Source organism: Pseudorhodoplanes sinuspersici (assembly GCF_002119765.1).
GTDB lineage: Bacteria > Pseudomonadota > Alphaproteobacteria > Rhizobiales > Xanthobacteraceae > Pseudorhodoplanes > Pseudorhodoplanes sinuspersici.
Genome location: NZ_CP021112.1, coordinates 763,010 through 780,905, shown reverse-complemented (window position 1 = coordinate 780,905; position 17,896 = coordinate 763,010). Strand labels below are relative to the sequence as shown.

Below are 17,896 nucleotides of genomic sequence, written 5' to 3'. Positions count from 1 at the left end.
TTATAAACGGCGATGCCTCTCCAGAACCGCGTCTCGCCTTTTGGTGAATTATTCGCAGCTCCGGTCCGCGGCACCTTCATGGGCAACCGTGGCGGCCGCATCCATGACGCGGCGCAGAAACTTGGCGCACGTCGCTGGGCCTCGAAGCAGTGGATCTGCTGCGTTCTCGATTTCAAGAACCGTCATCGCCGCGTCTGGGGCGACAGCTACACCGAACTGTTCTTTCTCGATGAAGTGACGGCGCTCGCAGCCGGTCATCGTCCCTGTTTCGAATGCCGGCGTGCCGATGCGAATGCGTTTGCGCAAGCCTGGGCCAGCGCGGCAGGACAAAAGCCGAGCGCGCCGCAGATGGATGATGTGCTGCATGCGCAGCGGCTGGGTGGTCGTAACAAGCGCATGCATCGCATGCGCCTTGGTGATTTGCCGGACGGCGCGATGATCGTGCGCGATGGCGACGCTTATGCGGTGAAGGGCGACGCACTGCTGCGCTGGTCGCCCTCGGGCTATGGGTCGAATATACCGCGCGAGCCCGATGAAACAGTCGATGTGTTGACGCCGCCCGCTATCGTGACGGTGCTGTCGGCTGGATATCAACCGCGCTGGCATCCCAGCGTGAACGTACGGCACATCGTTAAAGAAAGCTGAATCACCCCGCGCATGGCGCTTAGGCGACCGCGTCATGAACGAACGGGCCCTTCTTTACCGATCATAAACCATAATTGCGCTCTGTTCATTCTGCGCTTTTGCAACTGTTCTGGTTCTCAGCCGGAGGCTTTCACTGAGCATCCAAAATATCAAGACGGGCGCTGCGTCGCGAATAACACGACTGTCTGCTGCCGAGCGCATCGAACTGCACCTCCTCATGGCCCGACGGGCTCTCATCCAGTCACGAGATATCCAATGTCGTTTCTTGCCCGCTTCCGCATTCTCACCAAAATCCTGATGGTCATAGCCGTTCTGTCGGCCAGCGCCATCGGCATTACTTATCTGGGTGTCACCTCCCTCAAAAGCCTGAGCGACTCGACCGATAGTATGGAGGCCGCGTCGAAGCTGGCACTCCACGCCGCACGCGTAAGCCAGGAAATTGTCCAGATGAACCGTGGCGAATACCGCGTTGGTGCGGAGCCGACTGCGCAGATGCGTGCGGAAGTTAGCCGAAATCTGGAAGACCGTAAGCGCGAAACCGAGGCTCGTATTGCCGAGCTCAGGAAGGGCGTCAGAAGCGAGCAGTCCAAAAAGATGCTCGCCGACCTGGAAGCCGCTTATGATCGCTACAAAAGGGAAGTCGCGGAAACCTTCAAGGTCGCGGAGACAGTCAAGAACATCGATTCCAGCGCGGAAATGACCGCGCTTAGAAAAACCCTTGCATCAAGCCGCACCGTTGCGTCCGACTTGCAGCAAAAGGCGGGCGATCTGGCACGGTTCCTCGACGATCGTGTGATCGCGGTTTCCGACGCGGCGACTGAAGAATACAAGCGCGTGTCCAACCTGATGATAACGGTCGCATCGGTCAGCATTGTTGCCGGTCTGCTGTTCGGCTTCCTGATCGGTCAGTTCGGCATCGCCAGGCCGATGCGTGGCCTCGTCGGCCTCCTGCAGCGCATGGCCAAGGGTGAAGAAGTGGCGATCACCGGGACCGAGCGCCGGGACGAGATCGGCGAAACCGCCCGCGCCGTTAACGACATCAAGGTGATGCTGGCGGAAAAAGCGCGTATCGAAGCCGAGCAGAAGGGCGAACAGGATCGCATCGCCATGCAGCGGCTGACCGATGAGTTCGAAGCGGCCGTGGGCGGCATCGTCAAGTCGGCACTCGCGGGCGATTTCTCGCAGCGTGTGTCGCTCGACGGCAAGCAGGGTTTCATCCTGAATATCGGCCGAGCGATGAATACGCTGTGCGAGAATACGGCCGAGGTGCTGGGCGATATGGCTCGCATGTTCGGCGGCCTTGCCTCCGGCGATCTGACGCAGCGCATTACGGCGCAATATCAGGGCATGTTCGGGAAGCTCAAGGACGACGCCAACGCCATGGCGGCTCGTATTTCGGAAACGATGGCCGAGATTAAATCCGCCGCACGGGAAGTCTCGAATGCGTCATCGGAAATCTCTACCAGCACGACCGACCTCTCTCAGCGCACCGAGGAGCAGGCTGCCAGCCTGGAAGAGACCTCCGCGTCGATGGAGGAGATATCAGTGACTGTGAAGAAGAATGCCGACGATGCCATGCAGGCCAACCGCTTTACCAGCGAAGCGCAGGAGGTTGCGGGACGCGGCGGCAAGGTGGTGAGCGAGGCGGTTGGCGCGATGTCTCGCATCGAGGAATCGTCGCAGAAGATTTCCGATATCATTGGCGTCATCGATGAGATCGCCCGTCAGACAAACCTTCTTGCGCTGAACGCGGCCGTCGAGGCAGCCCGTGCCGGCGAAGCAGGGCGCGGCTTTGCAGTGGTCGCGTCGGAAGTGCGAAGCTTGGCGCAGCGATCTTCCCAGGCTGCAAAAGACATCAAGGATCTCATCACCAACAGTAACGCGCAAGTGCAGGACGGCGTCCAGCTCGTCAATCGCGCCGGCGAATCTCTGAATGAGATTATGCAGTCGATCCAGAAGGTTGCTGACATCGTGTCGGGTATCGCCACGGCCAGCACCGAGCAGGCGACAGGTGTCCAGCAGATCAATGCGGCATTGACGCAGATGGACGAGGTGACGCAGCAGAACTCGGCTCTTGTTGAGGAAAATGCCGCGACTGCCAAGACGCTGGAGCAGCAATCCGCGATCATGGATCAGCGGGCATCGTTCTTTACGGTCGACGAAGGCGCGAATGCTTCATTGAGCTCGGTCGGCAATGCGGCCTCTCGCGCAACGAATGTTTCGGCGGTCAGGGCGGGGACACGCGGCAAGCGTTCAACTCCGCAAGTGCAGGGCAACCTCGCCATGAAGCCGGACCAGGATTGGCAGGAATTCTGAAGGCCTGACGGATGGTGAAGAACGTGCCGCTTTGAAGTTTCAAAGCGGCACGTTCTCTTTGTCAAGCTTTCTGCAGGCGCGGGATCAGCCGCAACGCGTTCTCGCGATCGACCGCCTTCAGGTCGTCACCCCTGAAAAAGGCGGACACGCCCTTCGTGTGATCGGCGGCGGTGCGATAGGGATAGTCGGTGCCGTAGACGATCTGCGAGACCGGCACCATTTTCTGCAGCGCCGACAGCGTCACCTCGTTCGGCACAGCTGCGGTATCGTAATAGAAGCGGCGGATCTGCTTTTCCACCTGGTCGCGCGTGAACTTGCCGGCATAGGGTGGACGCATCAGCGCCTGCACGGTGAAGCGCTCGTAGAAAGCGGTGGTCGAGCCGCCGCCATGCGACCAGATCCAGTTGATGTCCGGATACTTTTCCGCAAAGCCGCTGAAGATGATGGTGAAGACGGCGCGTGTCGTGTCTGTGCCGAATTCGATGAAGGCGTCGTCGGTATTGCGCACGAGATTGACACAGCAATTCGCGCCGGTGGGATGGGTGTAGACGGTCGCCTTGCGGCGGTTCAATTCGGCCCAGACCGGTTCGAATTCGGCATAACCCAGCCACTTGTCGCCATAGCTGGTCATGCAGCCGATGCCATCGACCTTCAGCGTATCGAAGGCATATTCGATTTCCTTCAGGCTCTCGTCGACATGCGGCAGTGGCAGCATCGCGAAGGTGCCAAAACGGCCGGGATGCTCGGTCTCGAGTTTCTTGGCATATTCGTTGGATTCGCGCGCGAGGCGCGCGGCTTCCGCGGCGTCCAGTCCCTGCAGTTGCGGTGTGGTGGGTGAAGTGATGGCGGTAGCGACGCCGCCCTTGTCCATATCGTCGAGGGTCTTCTGGACCGACCAGTTCGCCATCGGTGGATTGGCTTTCTTGATGCGCTTCATCGCATCGAGCCAGGTCGGCGGCGAAATGTGATGATGCACGTCGATGCGATGCGGTTTGTCCTGCGCGAAGACACGCGACGCCGTTCCGGCGGTGGCGGCTCCAATGGCAAGGGCCGCGCCTCCGGCCAGCAACTGGCGTCTGCTCAGGCCGGTTGCTTTCGGCATTTGCAGATGACTTTGACCGCAGGCACAGGAGGCAAAAAGACGAAAGCGCGACGGCGATATCGGCATGGATGTTTCCTTCCCTCACTGTTGAGTCTGGCGCTCAATCAGAATGAATGAACGATACCATCTGCCCTTGGGAGTCGAAAGCAGAGTGTTGTTGCGACGATGTGAAAATTACCGCCGCTCGCGCCGTGCGCTCATGGCTTCGCTGGAGAGACGGTCCTGTTCCATCGGTTCGGCTTTCGCGGCCTTCTTTGATTTTACCTGCTTCTTGGTGCGTGCCTGTTTCTGCGCCGGTGTCACCGAGGCATCGGCCAAGAGGCAGAGGTGGCGCCGCCGCTGTTGCGCCGTCGCCGTCTTCATTTCGATATTGTGCTTGTCGAATTTCGTCACCAGCGTCTTCACCTGTGCATCCTTCAGCGCCTCGATGACAAGTGCGAAAGGTTCGGCGCTGAGCGCCATTCGCACGGCGCGCAAGATCTCGATGCCCGAGTTCTTGGACTTGAGCTGTGCGAGGACCAATGCCTGCGCGGCGTTAGTGACGTCGGCGCGAATGTCGGGAAAGGCATTCGGATTGGCGGCGATACGTCCCAGCACTGCATAGCCGTCAAGGGTGAGAGCCATTCAGCATCTCCTTGGTCTCACGCGCCAGCCGCTGCAGGATGTCCGCAACCGCCGGCGTCCATTTGTTGGTGAAATTCGGATAGGTGCCGGTTTTGGCCAGCGCATCGGCAATCGCGGCGCGTTCGGGAATCTCGGTTTCGAAAACGGAAAAGCTCGGATCGTCCGCATGCTCCTCATTGCGCATGCGTTCGACAGTCTTGTGATGTTCGAGAATGGGCCGCCGCCGCGTGATCAGGACATGCGGCAGCGCCCCGCGCGGCTTCTTGTAGAATTTTGCGGTCTCGGATTGACCCTGCCACACCGTCTTGCAGAAGGCCTGCAAGCCATAGGTCGATAGCGTATCAGGGATGGTCGGCACGATCACGAGATCGGCGAGGCGAATGCTGGCCTCGGTGAGCACGGAAATGCCGGGTGCGCAATCGATCAGGATGTAGTCGAACGACTTGGCCGAACGCGACAGTTGCTCCTTGATAACGCCCCAGATGCCGCCGACGATTTCCTCGAGGTTGAGTTCCTTCTTCTTGGTCAGCCTGTAGATCATCCGCAATTCCAGCGTCCTGAGTTCGGCGCTGGAAGCGAGCAGGGAGACCTGCAAGGGTTGCCCGAGATGGGTGACTTCGCTGATCTGATCGCGGATGCAGGAATCGAATTTCTTCTTCTTGCCGCGCATCAGATAGTCTTCAAGAAACGCATCGATGGTGCGGCCGTCGCGGATCATCGCCGCGAGATAGGAGTCGCCGGCAAGGACGATCGAGGCATTGGCCTGCGCATCGAGGTCGATCACCAGCACCCGTGCGCCTTCGGCCGCGGCGAGGGCTTCGGCCAGCGCGACCACGGTCGCGGTCTTGCCGACGCCGCCTTTCATGTTGGCCACGGCGATGACCTTACCCTTCACCAGGGCCTCCGTTCACGACACGTAACAGCCTTTCACGATGCGCGGCGGACAGTCGCGATTCCAGTAAGCCATCGACGATGGCCGGTGGCGTTGTCTTGCGCACGGGATCGAGCAGGATCTCATAGCTGACATGATCGTGCGGATCGCGCATGCGGATCAAGCCGATGCCGTGCTGGTCGCACTGCTTTTCGATCTCCGGCAACCGCGCTTCGCACCGCGAATTCTGCGGCAGGTGCCAGACCAGATGGCCGAAATGGGTGAAGCGGGTCTGCGCCAGCGCCTCATAGACCGACTCGTCGGTTGCACCGTTTTCCGCCTTCAGTTCGAAACTGTGCACGTCGATCTGCGCGCCGGGCAGCAGGCGAAAGCGCATGGCGGTGACGAGGATAAAGTCCGGCCGGGCAAAACGGCCGCGGACCGGGCCGATGGTGGATGTGTCCTGCACAATGCTGACGCCATCGGGCGGCAGGTCGAGCCCTTTGCAGAATGTCTCGGTCAGATAGCGGCCGAGCGGAGCCATCAGCATGGCCTCGCGGCGCAGTTCCACCGTTGCGCCATTGACCTGCTCCTTTCCGGCCTTGGGCAGCAGGAAAATCTGGCCGCCTTGGCCGCGCAGCCGGCCGATCCGTTGTTCTTTTGAAAGGTGGTCCGACGCCTGGAAGTAAAGGTCCGGCGAGATCGGACTTTCCAGCTCGCGCGACAGCATCACTTGCAAAACGCGGTTGAGAACGGGCGTGCCGTCCTGCGGCAACAGCCTTTCGATGCGTTCCGCAACGGCTCCCACCGATGGCGGCATGACCCCGTCGGACCTCCCAGCCCCGTGCCAAGCATCTGCAGCCTTTGCGGGAAGTCAATCGATAATTACATCCAATGAGGAATGTCAGAACTCGCAGGCGCTGGTGGCCGTCTGCTCCAGTTTGAAGATGCGGTCGTCGGTGCCGAGCGTCAGCCCGCCGAACATCTTGCTCATCGCGCCACGACGGTCGCGCAGCATCATGTGGTCCTTGCCGGCCCGTGTCAGATAGAAATCCCGCGGCGTATCGACATCGACATTGTGGGTACACGCGAAGGCATATTGGTCCGCGCCGCATTGTGTTGTCTTTTCCGCGCGCTTGCCGTCCTTGAGTTCGACGCGGAAGACAAGATTGTAATAGGGAAAATCGTCCTCTCCGCGTTTATCGCCTTTCACTTTCAGCACCGAGATACGCTTCACCGTCTGTTTGGGATGTTTCGACAGATGCGCCGGGTCATAGGAGCGCGTGAAGCAGACCGCGTTCTCGCTGTCGAACCGCTCACGCAAAGGCGCGCCGAGCGCAGCCCATTGGGGCTTGCGGCTGTCTTCCAGCGCGCGGCATTCGGCGACCGGCTTGCGGTCGAGCCTGAAGACCTTGTCGTCGGCGCCTGGCTTCACATAATCGGCCTGCTCCGCCTCGTCCTCGCTGGCGCCACAGCCGCCGATGACGACAAAGCCGTCATTCTCCAGCAGCAACGAATCAGCGGAGGGTTTCAGACGAAAGCCGCCACCATCGCAATCGATGCCACAGCGGACACCGCTCTCCGGATAATTCATGCAACTCAGGCCGTTGAAAAACAGGCCGGGCCGGTCGCGAAAACGCACATAGGCCATGATCTGGATGCTGCTGTCGCCGTCATCGGCGATCAGCTTCTCGCGGGTTTCCTGCGGCATTTCCTTGGTGGCGTCGGGTGTGAAATCGCGGAACAGATGGAAGCTGGTGACACGCTGTTTCGGGTGCTGCTTGAGATGGGCTACGTCGTAGGTGCGACCGAAACAGGCTTCCTGGCCGAGCGGCATATGCGAGGGCAGCGGCGATACACGCTGCTCCTGCGCCTGCAATGCCGTAGGTACGGCCAGCGCAAACAGCACGGAGAAAAGCTGCAATTTCATCGGCGCACTCATGAGATCATGCCATCGGCCTCACTTATCGCACAGCCGCGGCCGCCCGTCAGCCTCATGCTGCGCGCCAGGCGTAGCGGATCATCGCTCCCATGAAGACCAGCATCGCGACAATCAGCCCGACCGTGCCGGGCCAGCCCCAGACATTCCAGAGCAATCCCGCAGCCAGTCCGCCGAAGCTGCCGCCGATATAGAAGGATGTCACATAGAGCCCGATGGCCGATGACGTGCCTTCCCGGACATAAGTCGCGACAAAGCTCTGGCAGCAGGTCTGCACCAGGAAACCGCTGCCGGCGAACAGGGCGAGGCCGAGCACGATGACGGCGATCGACGGCACCAGCGTCAGCAGGATGCCGCAGATCCAGATGCCGATGGCGATCAATCCGAAATTCCGCCGGCCAAAATGCTTCACCAGCCGCCCAGCGAATGGCGTGGTGACGAGGCTGATGAGGTAGGTCACAAATACCGCGCCGATCGCCGCGGCCGACAGATTGAAGGGCGGTGCCGCCAGCACGAATGCGATGAAGGTGAAGGCGGCGATGAAATTGAACATGATGCCGAAGCCGACGCAGAATGTCGCCAGCAGCCGCGTGTCGCGCAGGTGTTTCACCATCTGGCGGAGAGAGGCCGCCAATGTCGTTGCCGCGACGAAGTTGCGCTCGCGCGGCAGCAGCGCAATGATCGTGATGGCGCAGAGCGCGGTGATGGTGGCTTGCGCAAACAGCGCATGCCGCCAGCCGAATGGCTCCGCCAGAACCGCGGTCAGCATGCGGCCGAGAAATCCGCCGAAGGCGGTGGCGGCGATGAAGTATCCGGTGACGCCGGTGGCTTCGCCGGCCGGCCATTCGCTGCCAATATAGGCGACTGATACCGCGAAGATCGGCGGCAGCAAAAGGCCTTGCGCAAAGCGCCAGAACAGCAGCGCTTCGAGGCTGTCCGAAAACGCCATCATGACGTCCGGGATAATCAGCAAGACCATCGCTACGGCGATTACGGAGCGGCGTCCCAGCACATCGGCGACGATGCCGGTGAATGGCGCGGTCAGCGCCACCGCCAGGGCATTGACGGTCATGATCTGGCTGATGCTCGCCGGCCCAACGCCGAACTCGTTCGCCAGCAGCGGCAACACCGCCTGCGGCGCATACATATTGAGCATCGCGGCGAAACCGGCAGTCGCGACGGCGACCCGGGGCATGGAAACGCGCATGACATTGACCAGGAAGCAAGGCAGGCAGGTGGTTGGCAACATTGCTCAAGCGCGGGTGCTTTGCTAGGGCTCGCGTCCCCGCTCACGACATGACTTCCATGCAGCCTGTGGCCAGCGACGGCGCGCCCGCGCCTTATTGGACTATTGCCGGTATTCGTGCCGGCGCGCGCATGATGATCCCGGCGCTGCCGGGCGTCATTGTGTTCGCCGCGGCGTTCGGCGCGCTGGCGGCACAGAAGGGCCTGACGCTGTTCGAGACGGTGCTGATGAGCGCCATCGTCTTTGCCGGCGTGTCGCAATTCGTTGCGATGGAGATCTGGTCGCCGGCGATGACCGGAGCGCTGATTCTTGCCATCGCCGTATCGACCTTGGTGGTCAATCTGCGCATGGTGCTGATGAGTGCATCGCTGCAGCCCTGGATCGCCGGTTCTCCGGGCTGGCAGATTTATCCAAGCCTGATCCTGATGACCGACGGCAGTTGGGTGGCTTCAGCGCGCTACCGGAAAGAGGGCGGCGCCGATGTCGGCTATCTGTTCGGCAGCAGCCTCGTCATCTGGCTGGTCTGGGTGCCGTCCACGGCGATCGGGCAGATCTTCGGCAGTCTCCTTGCCGATCCCAAGCGTTTCGGCGTCGATCTGATCGTGCCACTTTATTTCATTGCTCTCCTGGCGCCGACACTGGAAATGTCGCGCCGCTCGCTCGCCTGGATCTCCGCGGGCGTGACCGCCATTGCGGTCTTCTATCTCGTGCCCGGCCATTGGTACGTGATCGTCGGTGCGCTCACGGGAGCCATCGTCGGAGGATTGATCGGCGATGACTGAAGTCATTTCCTTCGGTGCGCTGGCCGCCATCGCGGCGATGTCCTTCGCAACCTTGCTGACACGTCTGTCCGGTCACTGGATGATGGGCCGCGTGACGCTGACGCCGCGCATCCGCCGCATGCTGGAAGCTTTGCCGGGCTCGGTGGTTGCCGCGCTGGTGATGCCGGTCATGGTGAAGGAGGGACTGCCGGCGACGCTGGCGATGATCGTTGTCGCTGTCCTGATGATCTGGCGGCGCAATGAGTTTGTGGCGCTGGCCTGTGGCATCGCGGTCGCGGCGGGCTTGCGCGCGGTTTACTGATCCAACGCTTTTCTCGTGCGGGCGAGCGTGTCTTCCGGCGTGCCGGCGGCGTCGATCGGCGTCCATGTCATCGCACCGAGATCGTATTCCGCCTGCTGGCGCACCACGGCGGCATCGGCATCCGACGCATCGTTGATGCGGCTGCCGACACGTCTGATGCGCGTCTCCAGATCGGCGGTGAGAAAGAAGCCGTGGAACGGCACGCTCGATGCCTTGGCCAGTTCGGCGACGGGCTCGCGTTCCTCCGCTTTCGCAAAGACGGCATCGACGATGGCCGAATGTCCGGCCGCTAGAACGCGTTGCGCCTGTTCATACAGCCTGTTGTAAATCGTCTCCGAAACTTCGGGCTTGTAGGCTTCCTGCGGAAGCTTGTCAGCCTCGGCGGCATCGAACAGCCGCTTGCGCATGACATCGGAGCGCAGCACCACGGCGCCGGGTTCGGGCAAGATATGCGCGGCCAGCGCGCGCGCGAGCACCGATTTTCCGGTCCCCGATAATCCGCCAACGGCAATCAGCATCGGCTTTGGCGGCGCAATCAGTGTCGTTGCCAGAACGAAATAGGCGCGCGCGCTGTCTTCGATGCCTTTCTTCTTGGCATCATCGGCATGGACGAGCTTGGCCGCCGTCACCTTGGCGCGGATCGCGGCGCGCATGGCCATGAAGAAGGGAAGGGCGGCGAGCGCGTCGAGATCGTCATCGCGCTGTGTATCGGTGAGATAGCGATTGAGAACGATGTTGGCTTGCGGCCGCAAGTTCCGTTCGACCAGATCCATCAGCAGAAAGGCGAGGTCGTAGAAGACATCGCCCGACGCCACCACGGGATCGAACTCGACCGCATCGAACAGCACCGGCTTGCCATCGATTAAGACGATATTGCCGAGGTGCAGGTCGCCATGGCCGCGCCGGATGAGCCCCATTGTGCCGCGCTGGCGCAACAGCGGCTGCAACGCTTTCAACAAGCGGCGGCTCGCCTCGGTGAACGATTTTGCTTCGGTTGCAGGAAACAGCGCCGGCCATTCCCTGAAAGCCTCGTCATTCTGCTCGACATAATCGCCGAGCGCCGCGATCCATTTTTCGGTATCGGCCAGGGGCGTCTTGCGATGCGCCGCCGCCACAACGCGGCCGAGCCCGTCGGCCAGTTTTGTATCGATCTTCCTGTCATCGGCGAGACGATCGAGTGTCGCATTCTCATCGAAGCGCTGCATCTCCAGCGCCCACTCGACCGGTGTGCCGTCGCCGCCAAGCGACAGCCGCCCCGCATCGTTTTTCGTGATCGCAACGACACCGCGATAGATCTGTGGGGCGAACGGGCGGTTTACCTCCAGTTCCGCTTCGCAGGCCGTTTTTCGCTTTTCCAGCGTCGAATAATCGAGGAACGGAAACCGAACAGCGCGCTTCACCTTCAGCACGCGTTCGCCGACGAGAAACACCGCCGCGCCGTGCGTGTCGATGCGGCGCACATCACGGCCCTCATGCGTGCGCGGATCGGCGAGGAAGGCAAAGACGTCTTGCTGGGATTGCACGGGGGCGGACATCAACACCAATCTTACAGCACTGGATGACAGCGGTTTTGCATAGCCATCATGCTCCAATTTCACCGGCTCAAATCGGTTCCGAAAATCGGTTCTCTATGGCCTTGACCCGGAGGCGTTCCCGCTGAAAATGCGCCCCGCCAGCGGGCGCTGGTATTTTGGCAATTGGAGGCCGGACGTGCTCATCGATCACCGCACTTATACCGTCAAGCCGGGCACCATGCAGGCCCATCTCGACATTTACGAGCAATATGGTCTCGCGACGCAGACCAAGCATCTCGGCCAGCCGCTGGCCTATATGTTCACCGAAAGCGGCGAGATGAACACGATCGTCCATATCTGGGTCTACGAGAATGCCGCAGATCGTGAAAAGAGACGCGCCGCCATGCAAGCAGATCCGGACTGGCATGTTTATTTGAAGAAGAATCGCGAAGCGGGCTATCTCGTCAGCCAGGTCACCAAGCTGATGACCCCGGCGAAATTCGCCAAGATGTCACGCTGACAGGGAATCGGACACACCATGCGCAGCAATGACGGTTCGCGAACCGGCGGCGAAATCCTCGTCGATCAGCTTGTCGCGCATGGTGTGCGCCATGCTTTCTGCGTGCCTGGCGAGAGCTATCTCGCCGCGCTTGACGCCTTCCACGATCGCTCGATCGAACTCACCATCTGTCGGCAGGAGGGCGGCGCCGCGATGATGGCGGAAGCGGTGGGCAAGGCGACGGGCCGGCCCGGCATATGCTTTGTCACGCGCGGGCCGGGCGCCACCAATGCATCGCCGGGTATTCATATTGCGCGTCAGGATTCGACGCCGCTCATCGTCTTCGTCGGTCAGGTGGCGCGCGACATGCGCGAGCGCGAGGCGTTTCAGGAACTCGATTATCGCGCGGTGTTCGGCACCATGGCGAAATGGGCGACCGAGATCGACGATGCGGCGCGCATTCCGGAAATCGTCTCGCGCGCGTTCCATGTCGCGACCAATGGCCGGCCCGGTCCCGTCGTGATTGCGCTGCCGGAAGATATGCTGACCGATCGGGCCGTTGTCCCCGACGCGCCGGCCTTCGAGCCGGTGGAAACATGGCCGGGTCTCACCGACATGTCGCGGCTGCAGAAGATGCTGTGGGCGGCGAAGAAGCCGGTGCTGATCCTTGGCGGCAGCCGCTGGTCGGAGAAAGCCTGCGCCGCGACGCTACGCTTTGCCGAACGCTTCGATCTGCCGGTGATGACGACCTTCCGCCGCCAGCATCTGTTCGACCAGACCCATCGTAATTACGCCGGTGATGTCGGCATCGGCGCCAATCCGAAATTGCTGGCGCGCATCAAGGATGCCGATCTCGTCATTCTGGTCGGCGGCCGCATGGGCGAGATGCCGAGCCAGAGCTACACCTTGTTCGATATTCCGTCGCCGCAGCAGACCTTCGTGCATGTGCATCCGGGCAGCGACGAGCTGGGCCGTGTCTATCGTCCTGCATTGGCGATCAATGCGTCGCCGACGGCCTTTGCTGCCGCGCTGGAAGGGCTGCAGGCGCCGAACGAGATTGCATGGTCAAACGCGACGCGCACGGCGAACGCGGATTATCGCGCCTTCACCGACAAGGCGACCGAGATGCCTGGCGCGGTCAATCTCGGCGAGATCATGGTGTGGCTGCGCGATAATCTTTCGGTAGACGATATTCTCTGCAACGGCGCTGGCAACTACGCCGGCTGGATTAATCGGTTTTATCGCTTCCGCAAGTACAACACCTTCTACGGGCCGACATCGGGCTCGATGGGCTATGGCGTTCCGGCCGCGATCGGCATCAAGCGGCTTCATCCCGAGCGCAACGTGGTCTGCTTTGCCGGCGATGGCGACTTCCTGATGAACGGTCAGGAGTTCATGACCGCCGTGCAGTACGAGCTGCCGCTGGTCATCGTTATCGTCGACAACGGCATGTACGGCACCATCCGCATGCACCAGGAGCGCGAATATCCGGGCCGTGTGGTCGCGACCACGCTGAAGAATCCGGACTTTGCCGGCTATGCGCAGGTGTTCGGTGGGTTTGGCATCATGGTGGACCGCACCGAGGATTTTCCGAAGGCGTTCGAGGAGGCGCAGGCCTCCGGCCAGCCGGCGATCATCCATCTCAAGGTCGACCCCAGCGGCATCACCCCGACGACAACGTTGGAAGCGATCCGCGCGAAATCGCTTCAAGGGAAGTGACCTCGGGCCGGACTGCTCGGACGCGTTGACGCAGCGGGCCTGAACAGCATTGCCGGATGGAGTGAATCGTGGCTCACTCTATCGATGCCCTACCGCCGGACCGACAATGTGATTCGCAGGCACGCCGCTCGGCATGTGGCGATCGTTGCGGCGGCGCGGGCCGCCGCGACGGAAGGCGGTATGGCGGCGGTGCAGGTGGCCCTGATCGCCCAGCGGGCCGGCATCGCGACCGGCACCGTGTATCGCTACTTCCCCTCGAAAACCGAGCTGGTCACGGCGCTCGTCGCCAACGTCTCGGAGCGGGAAATCGGCGCCATCCGCAAGGCGGCCAAGGCCGCGCCGGGGCCGCTGTCGGCACTGGCTGCCTGCATCGCCACCTTCGCGACGCGTGCGCTGCGGAACCGGCGGCTGGCCTGGGCTGTGATTGCCGAACCGGTGGATGCCGATATCGAGGCGGTGCGGGTGGTCTATCGCAAGGCGCTGGCGGGAGAGCTACAGACACGGATCGCCGCCGCAATGCAGGCTGGCTATTTGCCGCAGCAGCAGGACGCCAGTCTTGTCGCACCGGCTCTGGTCGGCGCATTGCTCGAAGGATTGATCGGACCGCTGGCGCCGAGCGCGAACGAGGATCCGACGCGTACGCGTGATGCGGTGCAGACGCTGACGTTGTTGTCGCTGCGCGGGCTAGGTGTGGTCGATGCCCGCGCCCGCGGTCTTGTGGTGCAGATTGCGCTGCCGGCGCTGGAGGAGGGGGCAGCGTAATTCCGACCTCATCCTGCGAGACGGCTGCTACGCAGCCTCCTCAGGATGAGGCCGAAAAGAAGTTACTTCGTCGCCTTCCAGACGGCTTCCTTGCCGCCTTCGTTGCTCTTGCCTTCGATGGCGTTGCCATTGACCGTGCCGGTATAGCGTGTTCCAGCAGCGGTGAAGGCGATCTGATCGCCGGTCAGCTTGCCGTGGGTGACCGGCGCAATCACGTTGCCGTTCTTCAGCGTGCCGCTCACCATCTGGTATTTCTGCTCGAGCTTGAGTTCGCCCTGCGGCGTCTGCCATGTGCCTTCGACCTTGGCCGGCACGATCCAGAAATAGGCGGTGCAGTGTGAGGAGCATTCTTCGCCGACAGATTCGGTCTGGTCCGCGGTCCAGTCGCCGAGATCGAACGAGTTGGAGACGATGCGCGTGCCCGGCTTCATATCGAGCAGCTTCGGCCGCAGCTTCAGGTTGATGCTCGGCAGAAGGAACATCGTCACCACGGTCGCTTTCGAGAAGTCGGTTTCGAACAGGTCCGCTTTCTCGAAGCTGGCCTTCGGGGTCACGCCTTCCTTCTCAGCATTCTTCTTCGACAGTTCGACCATGTCGGGATTGTATTCGATGCCCTGCGCCGTGGCGCCGCGCTTGGCCGCGGTGATCACCGTGCGGCCGTCACCGGAACCGAGATCCATGACGTAGTCGTTTGCCGTCACTTTGGCCATGTCGAGCATCTTGTCGACCAGCTTTTGATTGGTCGGCACCCACACCACGTCCTTGCCGCGCTGCCCGACTTTTGGTTCGAAAGCCGGAGCCGGTTGCGCCACCGCGCAATTGAGCGCGAACGCAATCGATACGCACGATCCAGCCACCAGCCGGGCCGAAGATTTCAACGCCACCATTCTATTTTCTCCGTTCGCTTGGAGCATGTGTCACCGATTAAGAGGGATCATTCTCCGCTCGTCCCCGCGAAGGCGGGGACCCAGAAATTAGAAAGAGTCTTTTATGTTTTCTGGATTCCCCGCATACGCGGGAATGAGCGGACGAAGATGCATGCATTACGCGCCGCGCTTGGCTTGCCACTTCGCGCCCGACTTGGTCGTGCCCTCGATCGTCGCGCCGTTGACCTTGCCGGCATAGTCGGTGCCGCCGGCGGTGAAAGTGATCTCGTCACCCTTCAGCTTGCCGTTGGTGACAGGGGTGATGACGTTGCCGTTCTTGATGGTGCCGGTGAAGTTCTGGAACGTCTGCTTGATCTCAAGCTCGCCCTTGTCCATCGCCCAGCTGCCATCGACCTTGGCCGGGACGATCCAGAAATAGGCTTTGCAATAGGACGTGCAACCCTGCGTCACGACGGCTTCCTCATCCGCCTTCCACTCACCCATGTCGAAGGTGTTGGAGACGACGCGTGTGCCCGGCTTCATGTCGAGAATGGTTGGACGCAGTTTCGCATTCAGGCTGGTGAGCAGGAACATGGTCACCACGTCGGCCTTGGAGAAATCGGTGACGAAGATATCGGCCTGTTCGAAGGTTGCCTTGTCGCCCACCCCTTCCTTGGCGGCATTGGCACGCGACAGCGCAACCATGTCCGGATTGTATTCGATGCCGCGTGCGGTGACGCCGCGTTTCGCTGCGGTGATGACCGTGCGGCCGTCACCCGAGCCGAGATCGACCAGATTGTCCTTGGCCGTGACCTTGGCCATGTCGAGCATCTTGTCGACCAGCGCCTGCGGCGTCGGCACCCAGATCACGTCCTTGCCTTCCTGACCGACACTTGGTTCGAACGGCTTTTCGGCCGGCTGCGCGAAGGCGACATTGAGTGTCAGCATGGCCGAGAGGCAGGACACGGCGGCGATACGCGAGAACGGATTCAACAAAGTCATAACTCCTCCAATGAAGTTCTTGCCGCCCGACGTCGTGCTGCGGGCGTATTGCTACGTAGATGAAGACCCGGCGCCAGCCAGAGCCATCACGACCGTCCATAGACCGGTACGATGGCGCCGCGTGTGACAAGATTGTCCGGCGATGCGAGGAAAAGGATCGTCGCCGCGACCTCTTCGACTTTTGGCCAATGGTCATGATCGGCTTTCGGCATCGCTTTACGGTTGGCAGGGGTATCCATGATCGACGGGGCGATCGCATTCACAAGAACACCGTCCTTGGCCACTTCTTCCGCCAGCGCCATCGTGAGCGCGGCGACGCCGGATTTGGCGATTGTATAGACCGTCATGCCCGCACCGGTGCGTGGCTCCAGAGCCGGACGGGCGGCGACATTCACAATGCGGCCGCCTTGCGGCATTCCCTTGAGCGCCGCGCGGCAGCACAGGAAGCAGCTGATGAGATTGGTGTCGAGCTGAGCTAGCAGATGCGCCTTGTCGGTCTTGGCGATCGGCTTGGCGGCAAAGCCGCCCGCCAGATGGATCGAGGCCCAGATCGGCCCAATGTTGGCATAGAACGCATCGACTTGATCCTGGTCGGCCAGTTCGATGCCGGGATAGATCCGCGCGCCCTGCCGCTGCGGGCTCGTATCCTCGCTGACATGAGACGGGATATGACAGACGGCGTTGTGCGCGATCAAGGCGTCGACGACAGCATTGCCGAGGGCGCCAGTCCCGCCCGTGACGACAACGCTACGCCCGCCGAAATCCAAGCGTCACTCCCGTCCGCGCCTGCTGCGCGTCGGCAGCACCTGATGATGAATCCAGTTGCGAACTTCGCGCGTTCGAACGTTCTTGTCGAGTACTGTTGCATCCAGCCCCAGTTTCCACGCCAGCGGCTTGTCATGAGGTTTTTCGTTCAACGCCGCGACGTCGGCGGAATAATCTAGCACCTCGTCATTGTCGTTGAAGAACCTTTCTTCGATCAGCCTTTTGCCGTGGCGGCGGAAGCTCGCGGCGATGTCGGCCAGCGTATATTCGGGATGATATTGAACGCCCCAGGCGGTACAGCCATTGACCTTGATCTCGGCCGCCTGCACCCCGGACACGGCGTTCATCGCCAGCACCCGCTGATTGGGGGCCAGCGTCTCGACTTCGTCGAGATGGATGGTGACGGCGTCGAAGACTTCATCCTTGCCGGCGAAGATGGGATGGCCGCGGCCTGACGTCGTCAGGCGGATTCGGCGGCCGAAGCCGATCTCGCGGCCCCTCGGATTCCGCCGCACGCTGCCGCCGGCCGCCGTCGTGATGACCTGCAGCCCCCAGCAGCTTCCGAACAGCGGCGTCGAGGTCTCGAACGCCGCGCGCGTCAATTCGATCTGCGGTTCGATGTGCGGCCCGCGATCATAGACATGCAAGGCCGAGCCGGTGATGGCGATGCCGTCATAGGACTCAAGGCCGGATGCGTCGGGCAGGTTGGCGCCGGGATCGGCGGGATAGCAGATGTCGATGGTGGCTTGCGGCAGGAATTCGCGCAATAGATTGGCGTAGCCTTCGCTCGGTGCCTCGCCGCCGGCCGCTTTGAGCAAAGCACGTCCGTCGGAAGTATTACCCTCGATCACAAGCAGGCGGGGGGCAGGCATCCTCGTTCCGAACCCGAAGTTCGCTCCGTCTTGCAGCGCCTTCTCAAGCGAATGGTGGATTCGAAGGACAC

Annotated in this window: 18 protein-coding genes; 7 read left to right on the top strand and 11 right to left on the bottom strand. The window is 61.6% G+C overall.

Features of this window, described 5'->3' with window-relative positions; translation table 11 throughout:
- Window positions 1–12: 12 nt before the first annotated feature.
- Window positions 13–645 carry a hypothetical protein gene (locus tag CAK95_RS03955; protein ID WP_086086755.1) on the top strand — a complete coding sequence of 211 codons (633 nt, stop codon included), beginning with the start codon at window positions 13–15 and terminating at the stop codon, window positions 643–645.
- 255 nt (window positions 646–900) lie between these two features.
- On the top strand, window positions 901–2,961 hold the full coding sequence (locus CAK95_RS03950) for a methyl-accepting chemotaxis protein (RefSeq protein WP_183044361.1): 2,061 nt from the start codon (window positions 901–903) through the stop codon (window positions 2,959–2,961).
- 61 nt (window positions 2,962–3,022) lie between these two features.
- Here the strand turns inward: CAK95_RS03950 and CAK95_RS03945 are convergent, their stop codons facing one another.
- The 6 genes from CAK95_RS03945 to CAK95_RS03920 all read right to left on the bottom strand — a co-directional run bounded on the left by CAK95_RS03945 (window position 3,023) and on the right by CAK95_RS03920 (window position 8,692).
- Complete coding sequence (locus tag CAK95_RS03945) at window positions 3,023–4,129, bottom strand: amidohydrolase family protein (RefSeq protein WP_086086753.1); 1,107 nt, start codon at window positions 4,127–4,129, stop codon at window positions 3,023–3,025.
- A gap of 108 nt (window positions 4,130–4,237) precedes the next feature.
- Complete coding sequence (locus tag CAK95_RS03940) at window positions 4,238–4,687, bottom strand: hypothetical protein (RefSeq protein WP_086086752.1); 450 nt, start codon at window positions 4,685–4,687, stop codon at window positions 4,238–4,240.
- A complete protein-coding gene (locus CAK95_RS03935; RefSeq protein WP_086086751.1) occupies window positions 4,671–5,582 on the bottom strand; it encodes a ParA family protein in 912 nt (303 codons plus the stop codon). The genes CAK95_RS03940 and CAK95_RS03935 overlap by 17 nt, the downstream gene beginning before the upstream one ends.
- Entirely contained in the window at window positions 5,572–6,378 is an 807-nt protein-coding gene (locus tag CAK95_RS03930) for a hypothetical protein (protein WP_086086750.1), read from the bottom strand. Before CAK95_RS03930 ends, CAK95_RS03935 begins: the two co-directional genes overlap by 11 nt.
- 84 nt (window positions 6,379–6,462) lie before the next feature.
- Complete coding sequence (locus tag CAK95_RS03925; protein ID WP_147413738.1) at window positions 6,463–7,488, bottom strand: hypothetical protein; 1,026 nt, start codon at window positions 7,486–7,488, stop codon at window positions 6,463–6,465.
- A gap of 64 nt (window positions 7,489–7,552) precedes the next feature.
- Window positions 7,553–8,692, bottom strand: coding sequence for an MFS transporter (locus CAK95_RS03920; RefSeq protein WP_157699532.1), 1,140 nt, complete (start codon window positions 8,690–8,692; stop codon window positions 7,553–7,555).
- A 110-nt stretch (window positions 8,693–8,802) separates the two neighbouring features.
- Here CAK95_RS03920 and CAK95_RS03915 point away from each other — a divergent pair, with 110 nt between their 5' ends.
- Together CAK95_RS03915 and CAK95_RS03910 are read left to right on the top strand one after the other, a co-directional pair.
- Complete coding sequence (locus tag CAK95_RS03915; RefSeq protein WP_157699531.1) at window positions 8,803–9,525, top strand: AzlC family ABC transporter permease; 723 nt, start codon at window positions 8,803–8,805, stop codon at window positions 9,523–9,525.
- On the top strand, window positions 9,518–9,826 hold the full coding sequence (locus CAK95_RS03910) for an AzlD family protein (protein ID WP_086086745.1): 309 nt from the start codon (window positions 9,518–9,520) through the stop codon (window positions 9,824–9,826). Before CAK95_RS03915 ends, CAK95_RS03910 begins: the two co-directional genes overlap by 8 nt.
- Here the strand turns inward: CAK95_RS03910 and CAK95_RS03905 are convergent.
- Window positions 9,820–11,361 (bottom strand): bifunctional aminoglycoside phosphotransferase/ATP-binding protein, encoded by a 1,542-nt coding sequence (locus CAK95_RS03905; RefSeq protein ID WP_086086743.1) that lies wholly within the window; start codon window positions 11,359–11,361, stop codon window positions 9,820–9,822. The genes CAK95_RS03910 and CAK95_RS03905 overlap by 7 nt on opposite strands.
- A 175-nt stretch (window positions 11,362–11,536) precedes the next feature.
- Here CAK95_RS03905 and CAK95_RS03900 point away from each other — a divergent pair, with 175 nt between their 5' ends.
- From CAK95_RS03900 to CAK95_RS03890, 3 genes are all read left to right on the top strand, one after another.
- Window positions 11,537–11,860 carry an NIPSNAP family protein gene (locus CAK95_RS03900; protein ID WP_086091171.1) on the top strand — a complete coding sequence of 108 codons (324 nt, stop codon included), beginning with the start codon at window positions 11,537–11,539 and terminating at the stop codon, window positions 11,858–11,860.
- A gap of 18 nt (window positions 11,861–11,878) precedes the next feature.
- Window positions 11,879–13,558 carry a thiamine pyrophosphate-binding protein gene (locus CAK95_RS03895; RefSeq protein ID WP_086086740.1) on the top strand — a complete coding sequence of 560 codons (1,680 nt, stop codon included), beginning with the start codon at window positions 11,879–11,881 and terminating at the stop codon, window positions 13,556–13,558.
- A gap of 84 nt (window positions 13,559–13,642) precedes the next feature.
- Window positions 13,643–14,320, top strand: coding sequence for a TetR/AcrR family transcriptional regulator (locus tag CAK95_RS03890; RefSeq protein ID WP_086086738.1), 678 nt, complete (start codon window positions 13,643–13,645; stop codon window positions 14,318–14,320).
- Window positions 14,321–14,382: 62 nt separating this feature from the next.
- On the opposite strand, the gene CAK95_RS03885 is transcribed toward CAK95_RS03890, so the two are convergent.
- From CAK95_RS03885 to CAK95_RS03870, 4 genes are all read right to left on the bottom strand, one after another.
- Window positions 14,383–15,207 carry a class I SAM-dependent methyltransferase gene (locus CAK95_RS03885; protein WP_086086736.1) on the bottom strand — a complete coding sequence of 275 codons (825 nt, stop codon included), beginning with the start codon at window positions 15,205–15,207 and terminating at the stop codon, window positions 14,383–14,385.
- A gap of 156 nt (window positions 15,208–15,363) precedes the next feature.
- On the bottom strand, window positions 15,364–16,188 hold the full coding sequence (locus CAK95_RS03880) for an SAM-dependent methyltransferase (RefSeq protein ID WP_086086734.1): 825 nt from the start codon (window positions 16,186–16,188) through the stop codon (window positions 15,364–15,366).
- 86 nt (window positions 16,189–16,274) lie between these two features.
- Complete coding sequence (locus CAK95_RS03875) at window positions 16,275–16,955, bottom strand: SDR family NAD(P)-dependent oxidoreductase (protein ID WP_086086732.1); 681 nt, start codon at window positions 16,953–16,955, stop codon at window positions 16,275–16,277.
- A 3-nt stretch (window positions 16,956–16,958) separates the two neighbouring features.
- On the bottom strand, window positions 16,959–17,825 hold the full coding sequence (locus tag CAK95_RS03870) for a type 1 glutamine amidotransferase (protein ID WP_086086730.1): 867 nt from the start codon (window positions 17,823–17,825) through the stop codon (window positions 16,959–16,961).
- Window positions 17,826–17,896 lie beyond the last annotated feature (71 nt).